This is a genomic window from Acidovorax temperans (assembly GCF_028596105.1).
GTDB classification, from domain to species: domain Bacteria; phylum Pseudomonadota; class Gammaproteobacteria; order Burkholderiales; family Burkholderiaceae_C; genus Acidovorax; species Acidovorax temperans.
In genome coordinates this window covers 472061-487988 of the sequence record NZ_CP117193.1, presented here as the reverse complement: position 1 = coordinate 487988, position 15928 = coordinate 472061, and the positions used below count along the sequence as shown (strand labels likewise).

15 protein-coding genes are annotated in these 15928 nt (G+C 61.0%); 6 read left to right on the top strand and 9 right to left on the bottom strand.

Annotated elements, in window-relative coordinates; translation table 11 throughout:
• Window positions 1-33 precede the first annotated feature (33 nt).
• The 3 genes from PQV96_RS02265 (at window position 34) to PQV96_RS02255 (ending at window position 1271) form a co-directional block, all read left to right on the top strand.
• Window positions 34-519, top strand: a complete 486-nt coding sequence (locus PQV96_RS02265) for a cupredoxin domain-containing protein (RefSeq protein WP_056419630.1) — start codon at window positions 34-36, stop codon at window positions 517-519.
• 38 nt (window positions 520-557) lie between these two features.
• Window positions 558-899, top strand: coding sequence for a copper-binding protein (locus tag PQV96_RS02260; RefSeq protein ID WP_063459137.1), 342 nt, complete (start codon window positions 558-560; stop codon window positions 897-899).
• Between the two features lie 222 nt (window positions 900-1121).
• Window positions 1122-1271 (top strand): hypothetical protein, encoded by a 150-nt coding sequence (locus PQV96_RS02255; RefSeq protein ID WP_207375269.1) that lies wholly within the window; start codon window positions 1122-1124, stop codon window positions 1269-1271.
• A gap of 98 nt (window positions 1272-1369) precedes the next feature.
• Here PQV96_RS02255 and cueR read toward each other — a convergent pair whose 3' ends face one another.
• The gene (gene cueR / locus PQV96_RS02250; RefSeq protein ID WP_337931453.1) at window positions 1370-1930 is read right to left on the bottom strand and encodes a Cu(I)-responsive transcriptional regulator; all 561 of its coding nucleotides are present in this window, start codon (window positions 1928-1930) and stop codon (window positions 1370-1372) included.
• Window positions 1931-2031: 101 nt separating this feature from the next.
• Complete coding sequence (locus tag PQV96_RS02245; RefSeq protein WP_056419638.1) at window positions 2032-2223, bottom strand: heavy-metal-associated domain-containing protein; 192 nt, start codon at window positions 2221-2223, stop codon at window positions 2032-2034.
• A 183-nt stretch (window positions 2224-2406) separates the two neighbouring features.
• Here PQV96_RS02245 and PQV96_RS02240 point away from each other — a divergent pair, with 183 nt between their 5' ends.
• Window positions 2407-4815, top strand: a complete 2409-nt coding sequence (locus PQV96_RS02240) for a heavy metal translocating P-type ATPase (protein ID WP_273624439.1) — start codon at window positions 2407-2409, stop codon at window positions 4813-4815.
• 732 nt (window positions 4816-5547) lie between these two features.
• Here PQV96_RS02240 and PQV96_RS02235 read toward each other — a convergent pair.
• The 7 genes from PQV96_RS02235 to PQV96_RS02205 all read right to left on the bottom strand — a co-directional run bounded on the left by PQV96_RS02235 (window position 5548) and on the right by PQV96_RS02205 (window position 13620).
• Window positions 5548-5901, bottom strand: coding sequence for a hypothetical protein (locus tag PQV96_RS02235; RefSeq protein WP_063459139.1), 354 nt, complete (start codon window positions 5899-5901; stop codon window positions 5548-5550).
• A 42-nt stretch (window positions 5902-5943) separates the two neighbouring features.
• Window positions 5944-6999 carry a DMT family transporter gene (locus PQV96_RS02230; RefSeq protein WP_273624438.1) on the bottom strand — a complete coding sequence of 352 codons (1056 nt, stop codon included), beginning with the start codon at window positions 6997-6999 and terminating at the stop codon, window positions 5944-5946.
• Between the two features lie 5 nt (window positions 7000-7004).
• Entirely contained in the window at window positions 7005-7400 is a 396-nt protein-coding gene (locus PQV96_RS02225; RefSeq protein WP_420482179.1) for a hypothetical protein, read from the bottom strand.
• 100 nt (window positions 7401-7500) lie between these two features.
• On the bottom strand, window positions 7501-10647 hold the full coding sequence (locus PQV96_RS02220) for an efflux RND transporter permease subunit (RefSeq protein ID WP_273624437.1): 3147 nt from the start codon (window positions 10645-10647) through the stop codon (window positions 7501-7503).
• Window positions 10648-10661: 14 nt separating this feature from the next.
• Complete coding sequence (locus PQV96_RS02215) at window positions 10662-11747, bottom strand: efflux RND transporter periplasmic adaptor subunit (RefSeq protein ID WP_337931451.1); 1086 nt, start codon at window positions 11745-11747, stop codon at window positions 10662-10664.
• A 77-nt stretch (window positions 11748-11824) separates the two neighbouring features.
• Window positions 11825-12457 (bottom strand): hypothetical protein, encoded by a 633-nt coding sequence (locus PQV96_RS02210; protein WP_273624435.1) that lies wholly within the window; start codon window positions 12455-12457, stop codon window positions 11825-11827.
• Complete coding sequence (locus PQV96_RS02205; protein WP_273624433.1) at window positions 12454-13620, bottom strand: TolC family protein; 1167 nt, start codon at window positions 13618-13620, stop codon at window positions 12454-12456. The genes PQV96_RS02210 and PQV96_RS02205 overlap by 4 nt, the downstream gene beginning before the upstream one ends.
• A gap of 437 nt (window positions 13621-14057) precedes the next feature.
• Here PQV96_RS02205 and PQV96_RS02200 point away from each other — a divergent pair, with 437 nt between their 5' ends.
• On the top strand, window positions 14058-14285 hold the full coding sequence (locus tag PQV96_RS02200) for a hypothetical protein (RefSeq protein ID WP_273624431.1): 228 nt from the start codon (window positions 14058-14060) through the stop codon (window positions 14283-14285).
• A gap of 614 nt (window positions 14286-14899) precedes the next feature.
• A complete protein-coding gene (locus tag PQV96_RS02195; protein ID WP_207375265.1) occupies window positions 14900-15817 on the top strand; it encodes a Shedu immune nuclease family protein in 918 nt (305 codons plus the stop codon).
• Window positions 15818-15928 lie beyond the last annotated feature (111 nt).

The following is a 15928-nucleotide window of genomic DNA, read 5'->3' as shown; positions in this document are numbered from 1 at the left end:
GCCTCCTTTCCTCATCCACAACCCAAGGTAACTATGAAACGCACTCTTTCCCTGATCGCCGCCTCCGCCCTGGTGGCCCTGTCCTTCAACAGCTTTGCGGGCGGTACCCACAGCGGCGGTCACGGCCATGGAAGCGAGGAGTCAGCCATCGGCGAACCAGGCAAAGCCTCCAAAGTCAGTCGCACAATCAACGTGGACATGGCTGACACCATGCGCTTCACGCCCGCCGCGATCTCCGTCAAGCAGGGCGAAACGGTCAAGTTCGTGATCAAGAACAGTGGCCAGGTCAAGCATGAGTTCAGCCTGGGCACCGATGCCGAACTCAAGGAGCACTACGAGACGATGAAGAAGTTCCCGGACATGGAGCATGACGAGCCCAGCAAGGTGTCGCTGGCCCCCGGCAAGCAAGGCGAAATCATCTGGCAGTTCACCAAGGCTGGTGAAGTGAAGTTCGCCTGCCTGTACCCAGGCCACTACGACGCTGGCATGAAGGGTCAGGTCACGGTGGTCAAGAAGTAATCGGGGAATCCCTGCACGCAATTGAACAAGGAGCTCGTATGAAAAACGCAAACACTTTATTGATCGGCGCTATGTTGTCGCTGGTCACTCTCATGCCGCTGTCGGCCGTGGCGCAGGCCGCTGGAGACGCCGGTAAAGCCGCAACCACGACCGCAGCCTCCATGACCGATGGAGAGGTGCGCAAGATCGACAAGGACGCCGGAAAAATCACCATCAAGCATGGCGACATCAAGCACTTGGAGATGCCGGGGATGACCATGGTGTTTGCTGCCAAGGACAAGGCCCTGCTCGACAAGGCGCAGGTCGGCGACAAGATCCGCTTCATGGTGATCAACGAGGGCGGAAAGATGGTGGTCACCGCCATCGAGCCTGCCAAGTAGGCGCAAAAAGTGTCTCGATACGCCCTCAAGAAAAGGGGGCGTTCTTCTGTTCGCACGTCAACCTACCAAGGAAAAATCATGAGAACTCTCCTTATCGCCCTGGCCATGACCGCCGCATCGTCCGCATTCGCCGCTGGCGACACCCAAGAGGCCACGCCCTACACCAACTCCAAGGCGCAAGCGCATGGCGAGTAACACAAAAAGGCCCGTCCTGCGACCGGTGTGAAGCGGACCAAGGATGGCAGTACGGCGCGGGGTGAAGGCTCTGGCATCGCCGACACCAGCAAGGCCGAAGCCCGTGGTCAGGAAAAGGCCAATGCGCGTGAAGCCATGCCGCACAAGGAAGCCACTCCGGGCTCCACGCCTAAGTAATGCAAACGGGTGGGCCACAAGCGTGGCCCACCCAAGTACGGGCGGGCCGCAATCGTGGTGCAAGGTGATGGCTTCGCAAGCCCCCCTCAGGGCCTAGTTCAGTGCCCGCTCCGATGTACGTGGACTCCGCGCATCCACGTCATAAGGTCTAGTTGGCTGTTCGTCGGCGTGTCGGTCACACCAGAGTGCGCTCTGGAAACCTTGGCTCCGCGCCGAGTCGGCTTGACGAAACTTGCGTTGTGGTTGGGCTTCGAGGGACTGTCCGCCGCCAGGTTGTCAAGAATTGCGCAGTTCGAGTGGTCGTCGCCAGCGCACACAGAAACCAACTGCTCCAAGGCTGATTTCATCTCGATAATCTCCCGCAGCTTCTCCTCCAGATCCGCCAGATGGCGCTCCGCAATCGCCTTTACCTGCCGACTGGTGCGGTGCGTGTCACCCCATTGGCCGATCAACTCCGCAATCTGGGGCATGGAGAACCCGAGGCGGCGCGACTGGCGGATGAAACGCAGTACCGAAACTTCGCGCTCACCGTATTTTCGATAGCCAGACTCACTGCGCTCAGCTTCTGGCAACAAACCTGTTTGCTCGTAGTGGCGGATCATCTTGGCCGATACACCTGCCGCTTTGGCCGCTTCGCCGATGTTCATGAGTGTGGTCATGGATGCTCCTGTGCAATGGAATAACACGGTAGCAAGGACTTTGGCCCTTACCACCGTGTCAATGTCAAGCGCTCCGAATACTACGTTTTGTAAAGCCTAGATCAGGCGGGCGGATATCCAGCCTCGGTCAGCGCCTCGACCAGTGTCTTGCGATCTTCCGCGCTTTGCACAGTGACCATGCGTTTGGACATGTCCACCTGCACTTTACATTCAGGGTCTGTCATCTGAAGCGTCTGGCTCACCATCCCAGCACAGTGTCCGCAGGTCATGTCGGGGAGTTGGAATTCATGCATTTTTCGCCTCTTGGAAAAAGTTAAGAGGCTTTCAGTCTCCGGTTTGCCACTGGGGCAAGGTCAAGTGGCCAGATAGATATCCAAACAAGGAGCGGCGGCTCGCTTGCGTCTCCCATCGTGTCAACCCTGAAAGTTCGAACTCTGCCGGCTAACGCCGGAGTTGAACACCACATGGAGATTACTATGAACACCTCTGCCCATGAAGCGGGGCCGTCCGCCTCACTATCTATCGCACTCCTGAATCTTCCGATACTTGGCATGACCTGCGGCTCTTGCGTTGGACGGGTTGAAAAGGCCCTCAAAGCCGTCCCTGGGGTCCGTGAGGTGACCGTGAATATTGCTACTGAGCGCGCCTCCGTGGTTGCCGCCTCCACGGTGCCGGTCCCGGCCTTGGCTGCGGCTGTCGAAAAGGCTGGATACGCAATAGCGGAAGAGTCCGTGGAGCTTTTGATCGGTGGGATGACCTGCGCGTCGTGCGTGGGACGTGTCGAAAAAGCGCTGAAGGGTGTACCAGGCGTCAAGCATGCGGAAGTCAATCTAGCCACGGAGCGTGCGCAGGTTCGTTTCGATGCAGGATTGCCTCCCGAACGCCTGGTAGCCGCCGTTGTAAAGGCGGGCTATGAGGCGCAGGTGGCGGATACGAACACTCCCACTGAACACGACAAGCAGTCGGTGCCCTGGTGGCCTGTCGCTCTAGCCGCTGGTCTGTCCTTCCCCCTGGTATTGCCCATGCTTGGCATGCTGTTCGGTCAAGACTGGACACTCAACGGCTGGATTCAACTGGCCCTGGCCACGCCTGTGCAGTTCTGGCTGGGCGCGAGGTTCTACCGCGCTGGCTGGAAGGCTCTTCGTGCAGGCGCAGGCAACATGGATCTGCTGGTCGCATTGGGTACGTCGGCCGGGTTCGGTTTGAGCCTGTACCTGCTGGTCAAGCACGCTGAGCACGGCACACCCCACCTGTACTTTGAAGCCTCCTCTGTCATTGTCACGCTAGTGCTCCTCGGGAAGTGGCTGGAAGCCCGAGCCAAGCGACAAACCACCGAAGCGATCCGGGCGCTGCATGCGCTGCGCCCAGAAATTGCACGTGTGCGCACTGATGCCGGTGACATTGATCTACCACTCTCACGCGTGAAAGTAGGTGATACGGTGGTTGTCCGCCCAGGGGAGAGAGTCCCGGTAGACGGCTCGGTGATCGAAGGCGCAAGCCAGGTGGATGAGTCATTGATCACCGGGGAGAGCCTGCCTGTGGCGAAGCACGTCGGTGACAAGGTGACGGGAGGCTCCGTGAACGCGGAGGGCTTGTTGTTGGTACGGACGACTGCGATAGGCGCAGAGTCAACTCTGTCGCGCATCGTGCGGATGGTTGAGTCGGCGCAGGCGAAGAAGGCTCCCATCCAGCGGATTGTGGATGAAGTGAGTGCGGTCTTTGTGCCCGTGGTGCTCGGCCTTGCTGCCATCACACTGATGGGCTGGGGCTTTGCCACTGGCAACTGGGAACAGGCGATCCTCAATGCTGTCGCGGTACTTGTCATTGCGTGCCCTTGTGCGCTGGGTTTGGCTACTCCCACCGCGATCATGGCGGGCACCGGCGTTGCAGCACGCCACGGTATTCTGATCAAGGATGCAGAAGCACTGGAGGTTGCCCACCACATCGACACCGTGGCGTTCGACAAGACCGGCACCCTGACCGAGGGGAAGCCCACTTTGACGGCTGCGATGCCTGCCGAAGGCCTCCAGGATCAGTTACTGCCGTTTGCTGCGGCCATTCAGAACGGCAGCGAGCATCCACTGGCCAAGGCCGTGATGGACGCTGCACGCACCCAGGGTGTGACCGTTCCTCGTGCCACTGAGGTCACAGCGGTAGCTGGCAGAGGCATGTCTGCTGTCATCAAAGGACGCCAGATCCGCCTCGGGAGTACACGTTACATGGAGGAGTTGGATGTCAACATGGCCAGTCTGACCGGGGCTGCAGTACAGATGCAACAAGAGGGCCGCACAGTATCCTGGTTGGCTGACGTGACCGATGCGCCAGAAGTGATGGGTTTATTGGCATTTGGAGACACAGTGAAGCCCAGCTCACAACAGGCCATTGCCCAACTGCATGCTCTGGGCATCCAGACCGTCTTGGTCACCGGGGACAACAAGGGAAGCGCAAGCGCAGTAGCCAGCGCGTTGGGCATCGATCAGGTTCGTGCTGATGTGCTGCCGGAAGGCAAGGCGGATATCGTGGCGCAGCTCAAGTCAGGTGGCAGGCACGTTGCGATGGTGGGTGACGGCATCAACGACGCGCCCGCTCTGGCTGCGGCGAATGTGGGAATTGCCATGTCCACGGGCACCGACGTGGCCATGCATGCTGCGGGGATCACGCTGATGCATGGTGACCCCGCGTTGATCGCAGATGCCATCGACATCTCTCGGCGCACGTACGCAAAGATCCGTCAGAACCTTTTCTGGGCATTCGCGTACAACGTGGTCGGGATCCCCTTGGCTGCATTTGGCCTGTTGAATCCCATGGTGGCGGGAGCAGCTATGGCCCTCAGCAGCGTGAGTGTGGTGACCAATGCGTTGCTGCTGCGTTCTTGGAAGAGGTAAGGACTAGCGCCAGATCCGACAACGGATCCTGTCAGATGTAGACCGCGTATGTCCATCGCTATCCGGTCGAACTCAAGAGGTTCTGTGAACGTGCTGATGGTGCACATCTGGTGCGTGGGGGTGAGCGTGGGTCATAGGCTCATGGGTGTGCTCGTGACCATGGCTTTCCGCCAAACGCAGCACCACTCGCGCCAGCATCACAACTCCGCCCGGCAGCATCAACAATCCCGCAGCACGCTCCCAGAATACTGCTAGGCAGAGACGCACAACTGGCCTTCAAGCATGGTGGCATGACGGCAGGCACTTTCGCGGCGCCCCCGCTGCTTTCGCGGGGGGCTGTGCGTATATTTTCTGGGCGGGATACTGGCGCCCATGGCCTTCGCAGCGCCCCCTGAAACCAAGCTAAACACGGCGCAGATCCGTTAAGCGGTGGGCGGGCACCATGTCACCGAAGGGCGCCATTGGAGCGATGACTACTTCCTGGATGTTCGCCTGAGGCGTTCAGAAAACGGCCGCACAAGCGCCGGACGCTGTAGCGCGCAGAACAATCAACGCTGCCTCTTGCGGCCCAAGGTCAACAAGGAGTCCCCAGTCTGCTTTGATGTGGTGCGCGTGGGCGACAAACTGCAGTACCGCGATGCCAGGCGCGTGGTGTATGCGGGCCCGGTCAGAAAGAGCTTGCCGCCACCTGCTCGATGACGAGTCTCATCAGCCTCTACGGCGCACGCTCCGTCATAGGCCCTTTAGGAGCCTTGGCACCAATTGAGGTTGGTCACAGTCCCATGCGTTGTAGTAAACCTCGTCGCCCACTGCGATGCCGGAGTCCGGGTCCACTTTGGCGAAGTGCCCGCGCGCTCGGGTCACTTGCCTTTGGATGAATGCAAAGCGGTCATTGGGGCGAATCTCCATTCCCTGGCAGCGAGGGCTACCTGTCTTCAAGAATTCTTCTGCGGTGACCAGTTTGGTGACCTTGCCGATTCTCCAGCCTTCGGACACAGCGTATTGGTTTTCATAGACTGGGGTGCTACAGCCTGAAAGCACCAGCAAAGCCAGCGCAGTAGCAATCGACAGCATCGAGTTTTTCATCGTCAAAGTTCCTTTGCCACAGTCTTGGGACATCTGGTCTGGTCAATGCCTGTGCTGGTGGTGAACATCCGGCGCATGGGGATGGGCGTGGGTGACCGGCTCATGGAAGTGCACATGGCTGTGGCTCCCCGTGGGCATCACGTCATGAACGTGCGAATGGTGTCCATCGTCATGACGGTGGGCGTGCTCATGCTCCATCGGCTCGTGCGTATGTTCATGCCCGTGGCTCTCGGCCAAATGCAGCAGCACCCCCGCAAGCATCAGAAGACCACCGAGCAGCATCAGCCACCCCGCAGACCGTTCACCGAAGCCGAACGCTACAGCCGCACCGATGAAAGGTGCAAAGGCGAACACGGAGCCAGTCCGCGCCGCCCCAAAAGCCCGCTGCGCCAGAAGGTAGAACCGAAGACTCAAGCCATACCCCGTGGCCCCCACGGCAAAGAGCCCTAGAGCTGCCTTCAGGGAGGGCAAAGGCTCGCCCCACGCAATGGCAAGACATGCTGTCGCAGCGGCACCGAGCAAGGCCTTCGCCATCACGACCTGGCTGGGATCGCGCTCGGCCAGTCCCCGGGACAGGGTGTTGTCCACGCCCCAGGCCACCGTCGCCAGTAGCACCGCAAGCAGACCGAGCAGCTGCGTGCCGCCCTGCAGGCCCTGGTCCATGACCAAAGCCATGCCACCGGCCAGCAAAAGAAGCATGGCAGCCCACACACGGCGGTCCATGGTCTCGCTGTACAGCCACCACGCCAGTGTGGCAGTGAACAGGGCTTCCAGAGTGAGCATGAGCGAGGCACTGGCACCACTGGTGTGTTGAAGGCCCCAGGCCAGGGCGACAGGACCCAGAGCGGCACCGAACCCCGCCATGGCGATGAGGCGCCCGGCGTCGGATCTCTGCAACCTTGCCTCGTGAGCAGCGGTCCGCAGGGACAAGGCACCCACGACAGCCGCCCCTGCATACAGCAGCGCGGCCGTTGTGAACGCGCCCAGCCCGGCACCCAAGCGTTGAACCAGCGGGGTGCTGATGCCAAACAGGGCTGCAGCCAGCAAGGCCAGCAGACCACCTTGCAGTGCAGGCAAAGACAGAGAGCCGCGCGCCATGGGTCTTATTTCACCGTGAATCGAACAGTGACGTTCTTTTTGCTGTTGGTCGTGATCAGCGCAACCACCTTTGTGCCCTTGACCAACTTCACGCCCTTGGCCTCCAGCTTGTTGCCGCCTGCAGATTTCAGGGGCGCCTCTGCCTTTTCGGTGCCGTTGAGCACGGTGATCTTGCCGCCAAACTTGGATGCGTCCGCATCCTCGTCGTGGTCCACGATGTAGATTGCCGCGCCGTCAGCGGTGGCGACCAGCTCGAATGACAGATCGGAGGCGGTTTGCACCACGCCGCCGTGAGCAGGCTCGGCTGCACCATGGGCCATTGCAGCAGGCGCACTTGTCAGGGATGCCATCACGATTGCGGTGGCTGCCATCAGTTGGGAGAAGTTCTTTTTCATGGTCATTTGGGTTTCCTTCCGTTGAGTTTGTTTCACTGGCGCGCTTCAAAAGGCAGCGCACCAAGGCCTATCAAAAAGTGGGTGAGAATTAAGCTGGAGCCTGGAGTCAGAAGGCCTCCTGGCCTATGGATTCGCTTTCGGCTTGTGCGGTGCTGCCCTCAATCAAGCGCCGGGTGGCACCTTCGCCAAAAAGCCAGAACATCACGGGCGTCAGCAGCGTGTCCAGCAAGGTCGAGCTGACGAGTCCGCCGAAGATCACGACCGCCACCGGGTGCAGGATCTCCTTGCCGGGAGCATCGGCGGCCAACAGCAGCGGCGTCAGTGCAAAGGCTGCAACCAGCGCCGTCATCAAGACCGGAGTCAACCGCTCCAGCGAGCCGCGCACGATCATGGGTTGGCCGAAGACCTCACCCTCGAACTTGCACAGGTTGATGTAGTGGCTGACCTTCAAAATCCCGTTGCGCGTGGCAATGCCCGCCAGCGTGATGAAGCCCACCATGGATGCCACCGAAAGGCTCACCCCCGCCAGCCACATCGCTGCCACGCTGCCGATGAGCGCGAGCGGGATGTTGGCCATGATGATTCCTGCCAACACCGCCGACTTGTAGCGCACATACAGAACGAGAAAAATCATTGCCAAAGACACCAGCGACAAGCCGACGATCAGTTGCATCGCTTGCTCCTGGGCCTGGAACTGGCCTTCCAGACTCAGAAAGGTCCCCGGTGGCAATGGCGTCTTTGCCATCACCGCACGAATGTCTGCAATGACGCGGCCCATGTCGGAGCCGTCCGTGTTGGCATAAACGACGATGCGCCGACGACCGTTTTCTCGGCCAATCTGGTTGGGGCCATCGGTTTCCTGGACCGTGGCGATGGCAGACACCGGTATCTGCCCCGCTGGGGTGTCGATCAGTGTTCGCGCCAGATCCTGCGGGCTGCGTTTGTCATCGGGCAGGCGCAGCACCAGTTCATAGCGGCGAAGTCCATCCACGATCTGCGCACCATGGGCCCCATCTGTCAGGGCCTGTAGGACCCGCACAACCTCCCCCGGGGACAGTCCGACCTGCGCAGCCTTGCGGTGATCCAGCCGTACCGTGATCTGGGGAATTAGCACCTGCTTTTCCACCGTCAAATCCACCAGCCCTGGAACGCCCGAGAGTCCCTGGCGCATCTGCTCAGCCAGGCCCCGCAAGGTGTCCGTGTCATCGCCGAAAATCTTGAGCGCGATCTGCGCCCGCACCCCTGACAAGAGGTGATCCAGGCGGTGGGAGATAGGCTGGCCAATGGCCACCTGGGCCGGAAGGACGGCCAAACGGGCACGGATGTCCGCCATGACGGCTTCTCGGTCGCGTGCGGATCGCCTCAGGTCCACGTCGATCTCGGCCGAATGCACGCCTTCGGCATGTTCATCCAGCTCGGCGCGTCCCGTCCGGCGCCCGACCTGGGTGACTTCAGGGACTTCAGCGATCAGCGTCTCCGCCAACGCGCCCATGCGATTGGCTTCCGCCAGCGCAGTGCCTGGGTTGAACACCATGCCCAGCACCAGCGAACCCTCATTGAAGGCAGGCAGAAAGGCGCGTGGAAAAAACGGGACGCTTGCAGCTGCTGCAGCTACCGCCAGTGCAGCGACAGCCATCAGCACCTTGGCGCGAGAAAACGACCAGCCCAGCACTTGTGCATCTCGCCACTTGAGCCAGGCGACCAGGGTGCTGTCACCATGGTCCAACCGTTTCATCCCCGGCAACAGGTAAAGGCACAGCACGGGCGTAACCGTCATTGAGACCAGCATCGATGCCAGCACCGACACGATGTAGGCGATGCCCAGGGGCGTGAACAGGCGACCTTCGATGCCCGGCAGCGCAAACAGCGGCACAAACACCAGCACCACGATGGCGGTGGCGTAGACGATGCCCGAGCGGACTTCCACGCTCGCCCGGCGTACGACCTCCAGCATGGACAGTGGATTGCCCTGGGCACGGTTCTGCTTCAGCCTGCGCAGGATGTTCTCCACATCCACCACCGCATCGTCTACCAGCTCGCCAATGGCAATGGCCAAGCCACCCAGAGTCATGACGTTGATGGACTGGTCCAGCAGCCGGAAGACCATGGCCGTGACGGCCAGCGACAAGGGTATCGCCACGAGCGAGATCAAAGTGGTTCGAGCGGACAACAGGAAGGCGAACAACACGATGGCCACCATGATGGCGCCGTCCCGCAAGGCCTCGGTCACGTTACCGATGGACGCCTCAATGAAGTCAGCCTGGCGAAACAACACTTTCGGAGCAGCCAAGCCCACGGGCAGCCCCTGCTTGAGATCCCCCAATGCCGCTTCGATGGCGTGGGTGAGCTTGACGGTATCGGCCGCAGGCTGCTTTTGCACACTGACGATGACGGCAGGCACGCCGCTGTATCCGGCGTCACCGCGCTTCATGGCGGCAGCGAACCGGACATTGGCCACCTGTTCCAGCAAGATGGCTCGGCCATCCTTCCAGGCCACCGCCACGCCCTGCAGGTCCTCGACACGGCTGGTACGGCCGATGTGGCGGATGAGGAATTCACGGCTGTTGAGGTCGATGAAGCCACCTCCCGCATTCCCCGCAAAGCCTCGAAGGGCCTGCTCGATCTGCGTCAATGTCACCCCGAACTGTGCCATGCGTGCCGTGTCCGGCTCCACCCGCAACTGGCGCACTTCGCCGCCGATGGGGATGACCTGTGAAACCCCTGGAATCGACAGCAGTCTTGGGCGCAGCACGAAGTCCGCGTACTCACGGGCCTGCATGGGTGTCGCTGCGGCGGCCTTACCATCGCCTGCTGCCAACGGCAGTGCGATGAGCATGACTTCGCCCATGATGGAAGACACTGGCCCCATGACGGGCGTGATGCCCCCGGGGAGTTGCTCCCGCACCAGTGCCAGGCGCTCCGCCACGAGCTGGCGGTTGCGGTAGATGTCCGTCCCCCAATCGAACTCGGCATAGAGAATGGACAGGCCAACCCCAGATGTAGAGCGAACCCGCGTGACCCCCGGCATGCCGTTGAGCGCGGTCTCCAGAGGGAAGGTCACCAGCTGCTCGACTTCTTCGGGCGCCATACCTCCTGCTTCCGTCAAGACGGTGACCAGGGGTTTGTTGAGGTCGGGAAACACATCGACTGGCGTGCGCCATGCGGTGATAGCCCCGTAGACCATCAGCAGCGCCGCGGCCGCCAGGACGAACAGGCGGTTGTGAAGGCTGTTCCTTACGATCCAATTGAACATTGCGTGGGCTCCGTTCAGCGGATCTGTGCGATCAGCGGTGCACCTTGCACCACCACGCGGTTGTCAGCGCCCAGGCCCTGCGTGACGACCACCGTGGCGGCGTCCAAAGACCGATATTGCACCGGTTGGGGAATGTAGCGCTCTGCACCGGACTTGATCCAGACCACCGGTTCGTTGGCGCTGTTGCGCACGACGGCCTGCGCGGGCAGGACAAAGCCTTTGACCTGCTCGTTCAACGAGGCCACGACGGTGACGGGCTGTCCGACCGCCAGCGGCAAAGCCTTGCCCGATTGATCCGGAACCGCCCTGAAGGTCATTGGCAGCACGCCATCGCGCAGGCTGCGCGCAGCGCCGATCAGCTGCAACTTGACGCCAGGCACGTCCTGCAAGTGGGCTGTACCCGTGCGTGCGGGCAAGCCAGGATCTGCAGTGGTGGCCTCCACGAACACTCGTGCAGGGTCAATCACCTCGAACAAGACTTCGCGAGCCTCGACCACCTGGCCTTTAGTCACATCGGCCCTGGCAATCACCCCGGAGACGGGAGCCCGCAAGGCCTCTCGGGCCGCAAGGCTCGCGCCAATGCTTTTCTCGCGCGCAGTGAGGCTCTGCAGTTCGGCGCGTGCGGCCTCGATCTCCTTGCGCGGCACCGTGCCTTCAAGGGACTGCAGCCGCTGCACCCGCTGTGCGGCCAGTTCCCGGCCACTGCGCAACTCGGCGAGCTGGGCCTGCTGGTTGGCCAGGGCATAGGGCTCGGCGTGATGGGCCACATAGGCCAGCACCTCTCCTTGCCGCACGGTCTGACCGGCAACCGGCAGACCGCGTGGTCCCGCTTCGATCCGTCCCCCATGGATCGCCTGGACACGACCGCTCGCATTGGGGTCCACGACCACACGGCCTGACAACTCGATGGTGGCTGCGGCCTGGGTTTCCGGTGTCAACTGCGTGCGGATGCCCAAGCGCCGTTGGGCGAGCATCGGAACGTTGACACTACCGTCTGGCAACCGCATCAAACCGGATGCGTTGACCGCCGTGGGGGCGTCCAGATGCTCACCGTTCGGGCCATGGGCACCCGGCGCTGCAACGGCAACAGGTGGGAACATCGCCGCGATGCACGTGATGACACTCAAGCCGAAAACATGGAGCATGCTGGTTGCCTTGGTTTTTTGCGTCGATGAGTTCACAGCGCACCTCCTTTAGAGGACGTACCTGCAGCCTTTGGCGTGCGACCAAAGAACCAACCGACCGCCGCCAGGACGACCAGGGCCAGAGCCAGCCAGACCGTTCGGGAGGGCCCATGGGCGTGACCGTCGTCGTGGGAGTGGCCATGGTCATCGAGCGCGGCGCCCGCGACCTTGAGGTTGCCGTCTAGAAGATCGGAGTCATTGCCCGCCAGTACGGTGACCACCATGGGGTGGTCACCGGGCGCCGCCAGGGCCTTGAGCATGTTGGCATCGTCGATGGCGTAGTCGCCCATGTCCGCATGGAACTTGGCAGGGGCCTTGAGATTGCCCGTCTCTACTTCGACCGTGGCGTTGAGCACAGGTTCGTTGGTGGCAAAGCGGTTGATCAGGATGGACAACTCTCCACCCTGCAGTCGGCCCACCAACTCGAAGGCTTCCGAGCGCGCTTCAAAACTGGGCACGGGGCCGCTGTTGGCACCTGCTTGAGCGGGGGCATCCAGGTGCTCGCCGTTGGGGCCGTGCGCGCCTGGCGCGGCATAGCTAGGTGTACCGGCAAGCACCAGCACGGCGAAGCCTGCTCCCAGCAATGAGAGGCGGGAACGAGAGGGGAATAGATTCAAGAGATTCATGGAAGGATTCCGAGAGATTGCTGGAGGCGGGCGCGGGCCAGGCCTAGAGCCACTTGCTGGCGCGCGAAGCTGGTGTCGGCCTGGGTAGCTGCAGCGAGCGCGCGCAACAACTCCGGCAGCGGTGTTTCTCCAGCTTTGAAAGACCGATCAATGAGCGTGGCACGCTCCCGCAGGAGTGCCGAGCGCTGGCGCTCTGCCTCCAGTTGCTGCTCGGCCGTGTGCACCGCAGCCTGCGCCATCGCTGCGTCAGCAGCCAGCCGCTCCTCGGTTCGCTGTTTCGTGGTCAGCGCTACGTCCAGCTCACTCAGTGCGGCAGCTTGCAGAGGTTGGTTGCGGCTCGCTGTGCCCAGGGGAATGCGCACGCCGACGCCGATGCTGTTTTGCGCCGACTCACCCCGCCCGGGGGTGTCTTGTCGGATGCGCAGCAAGAGCTCTGGAGGGTCGCGCCGCGTGGCGGCCACCACGTCCAGCCGCTTGCGAGCGCGCTCAACCGTCAGCGCAGCGACACGCGCATCGGGGTGCGTTTCAACGGCGAAGTGCGCCCCGCCTGGTGAAACTGCAGCACCATCAGAAACAGGGACAGACGTGAGATCAGGCGCCAGGGCTATGCCCGTCAGGGTTGTCCATTGAGACAGGCTGGCGCTCAGACGCTGCCGTGCAGCCATCTGTGCAGATTGCGCAGCCAGAGCCTCGGATTGAGCGGCAAGCCCATCCGCGTGGGCCAGATCACCCGCTTTGACGCGGCGGCGTACGTCGTTGGATATCTCCTGCAGAGATCGCACCTGGGCATCCGCCAGGTCGGACTCGGCCTTTTGCGCGGCAATGCCCCAGGCGGCTTCCCGCACCAGTCCCGCGAAATGCAGGCGCCCCGCTTGAACAGCAGCTTGGGACAGCTCCACGTCGGCATCGACAACAGCGCCGCGTGCATTGCGCTGTCCAGGTAACCACAGCGGCCACGCCAGGCCGGCCTCGGCTTCCCTGCGTCCTGCCGACGTTTGCCAGCGGTCATCCCGGTAGGAAAACTCCACTGCGGGGGGGGCCGCCCACAGGCTGGAGATCGCCACCCGTTCGGCAGTAGCCCGCTGTGTCTGACCTTCGGCTTCTCTCGCCTGTGTGGCGCGCTGCCATGCAGCCTCGACAGCTTGTGCCAGTGTTGGAGCCATGGGCGATGCCGTGGCTGAAAGCGATGGGGCGGTATTGGACTGCGCAACCGCAGCGCCAACTAGGACGCAGCTCAAAGCACAGCCTGCGGCACAACGCACCGCAAGCCCGGAAATAACAAAACGCACGTGATTCCTGACCGATCAAAGGCGGCAAACCAGGATCGTTGACGCATCAGCGCCTGATCAAAGTAGTACCGCACCGATGAACAACCCCGCTTTCGTGTGGAAAGCGCGGCGCTAAGGGTGGATCAGGAAATCAGTCGGGGAGGTCGTCGTAAACCGTCCAGATGAGGAGATGGGCTGACGGATTCGGCGGTCACGGCCGGTGGGGGCGAGCGGTCGAGAAGAAGCGACAGCTGGGGGACGTGGAAAAGTGCTGCGGTCCCTGGGCCTGCGTCCGCCAGCATGTGCTGGATCGACTCCTGGGAATCGTCTTGGTGCGCCACACCGTGTTCATCATGGTGGTGGGCGGAGCCTTCCAGATGCATTTCAGCATGCACCGCCTGGAACTCCCCCTCGTGGTCGAGTACGACCGTCTGGCGGGCCGTTGCAAAGGCCTGACAGAAAAAGGAGAGCAACAGGATGACTGCGAGCAGTCGGCGCATGTATTAAAGAGCTTGCAGGTAAAACTAGCACGCGATCATAGCGACACCGAGTGGATGTGAACTGAAACCCACATGAAACGCGGGCCTTGCTCCCGGACTTTGACCACTAACATCAGCACCTGTGATGAGGACCAATTCAAGAATGATCAGGAGGGACACGGTATGGATACAGATACGAGCGAGGACGCTGGAGGTCCTGCAATTCTGAGTGGTAACGAAGTCATGGAGGCTCAATTCAAGGTTCACGACGCGACTGAAAAAGGTGAGCCGGCTAAGAAGCTGTACCTCAAGACGTTCGAGCTGATTGACCGAGACATTCTTCTTTGGCAAGAGCGCCCTGAATCTGAATGGCCCTTGTTGGCAACGATCCTTCCAAACAGCATCGTCATGTATCCAATACATGCGAACCCGCACACAAAACGCTATCTCACACCGAAACACGGCCGTTTCAAGACCGTGATTTACGAAGATGACGCGGATGGCACGTTGCCAAACGATCCACAAGACGTGGCGGCGCACGTGGCGTTGAGACTGGCATCCAACATTTTTGATCAACCCGGTGAAGGGCTTGGCCTCATCAAGGATCTTGATTCGGTTTGGCAGGCGTTGTCGTTGATACCGCAGGCTGACGTCCTTGTGATCGGCAAAAAGATCCGACTACGCTTGGACGGACGGTGTTCATCGACCAGAACAAAGTGGATAGCCTGCGCAGGGCCTTCAACCGGACTAAAACTAGGGGACGGCAACTCATTCAGCATTCCAAGCACAGCTTGGTACATGACCAGGTGCTCGCAGAGATCGCCCCTGACAGGTTCCAGCGGATTGAGCGCAAAGCACCGCCATTGGTGCAGGTACGAAGAGAGAACGCAGTTCAGACCGCGTATCGCGAGCGCGCGGAGCGGCGCGCTAGCATTCAATCCGTACAAAAGCAGGTCGATGTGCTGGCTGCCGAGGCGCCTTCTGAGTTACTGAGACTGCACGCGGAAATCGAAAGAGCTACGCTGACCGCCATGATTGGGCAGTACCGGGAAATGCTCAACAAGAGCCTCAAGGACGCACAGTGGCAACGCTTCTTTGAGAAACACAAGTTTGTCCTGAGCCTGGCTTTCGCTCGGCCCGTCGAGCTGTCTCACACCCAGTTTCACGCCCAAGGATCTACGCTTGCGGGAACGGGAGCACAGATTGGTGACTTTCTATTCAGAGAGCAAGGCCTGGCGCTCGCCATTGTGGAAATCAAAACTCCAGATGCTCCCTTGATGCGTTCCCGAGCCTATAGGCCACCGAATGTATTTGGACCAGACTCGGAGCTGAGCGGCGCTATCACGCAAGTGTTGCATCAGCAAAGCGAGTTGCGCATGCGATGGAAGGAACACGCCTTTGACAATCCGACCTTGCGTTCCTCCCGAGCAGATGTCGTCAGATGCATAGTGCTCGCTGGACGCCGGCCAGTAGAAGAGAATGAACTGCGTTGCTTTGAGGTGTTCCGCAACGCCTGTAAGGATGTGGAGGTGATCACCTTTGACGAACTGCTGGTCAAGCTTGAATACCTGCAGCAGCATCTGCAGCCAACTCTGGACGACGTACCGTTTTAGGGCTTCGCGTTCAGTGCTCGATCCTGGCGAGTGATCGCGGTACAAAGCCGCCCGAATACACCATGCCCTCAATGCGCAGCCGACTGGTCACACCTGAACGGGAACTCTGAC

Excerpts from the sequence above, each read along its gene's own strand:
- cueR (WP_337931453.1), bottom strand. The coding sequence starts at position 1,930 with ATGACCACACTCATGAACATCGGCGAAGCGGCCAAAGCGGCAGGTGTA.
- PQV96_RS02235 (WP_063459139.1), bottom strand. The coding sequence starts at position 5,901 with ATGAAAAACTCGATGCTGTCGATTGCTACTGCGCTGGCTTTGCTGGTG.
- PQV96_RS02240 (WP_273624439.1), top strand. The coding sequence starts at position 2,407 with ATGAACACCTCTGCCCATGAAGCGGGGCCGTCCGCCTCACTATCTATC.
- PQV96_RS02210 (WP_273624435.1), bottom strand. The coding sequence starts at position 12,457 with ATGAATCTCTTGAATCTATTCCCCTCTCGTTCCCGCCTCTCATTGCTG.
- PQV96_RS02260 (WP_063459137.1), top strand. The coding sequence starts at position 558 with ATGAAAAACGCAAACACTTTATTGATCGGCGCTATGTTGTCGCTGGTC.
- PQV96_RS02230 (WP_273624438.1), bottom strand. The coding sequence starts at position 6,999 with ATGGCGCGCGGCTCTCTGTCTTTGCCTGCACTGCAAGGTGGTCTGCTG.
- PQV96_RS02215 (WP_337931451.1), bottom strand. The coding sequence starts at position 11,747 with ATGTTCCCACCTGTTGCCGTTGCAGCGCCGGGTGCCCATGGCCCGAAC.
- PQV96_RS02265 (WP_056419630.1), top strand. The coding sequence starts at position 34 with ATGAAACGCACTCTTTCCCTGATCGCCGCCTCCGCCCTGGTGGCCCTG.
- PQV96_RS02205 (WP_273624433.1), bottom strand. The coding sequence starts at position 13,620 with ATGGCTCCAACACTGGCACAAGCTGTCGAGGCTGCATGGCAGCGCGCC.
- PQV96_RS02225 (WP_420482179.1), bottom strand. The coding sequence starts at position 7,400 with ATGACCATGAAAAAGAACTTCTCCCAACTGATGGCAGCCACCGCAATC.
- PQV96_RS02245 (WP_056419638.1), bottom strand. The coding sequence starts at position 2,223 with ATGCATGAATTCCAACTCCCCGACATGACCTGCGGACACTGTGCTGGG.
- PQV96_RS02220 (WP_273624437.1), bottom strand. The coding sequence starts at position 10,647 with ATGTTCAATTGGATCGTAAGGAACAGCCTTCACAACCGCCTGTTCGTC.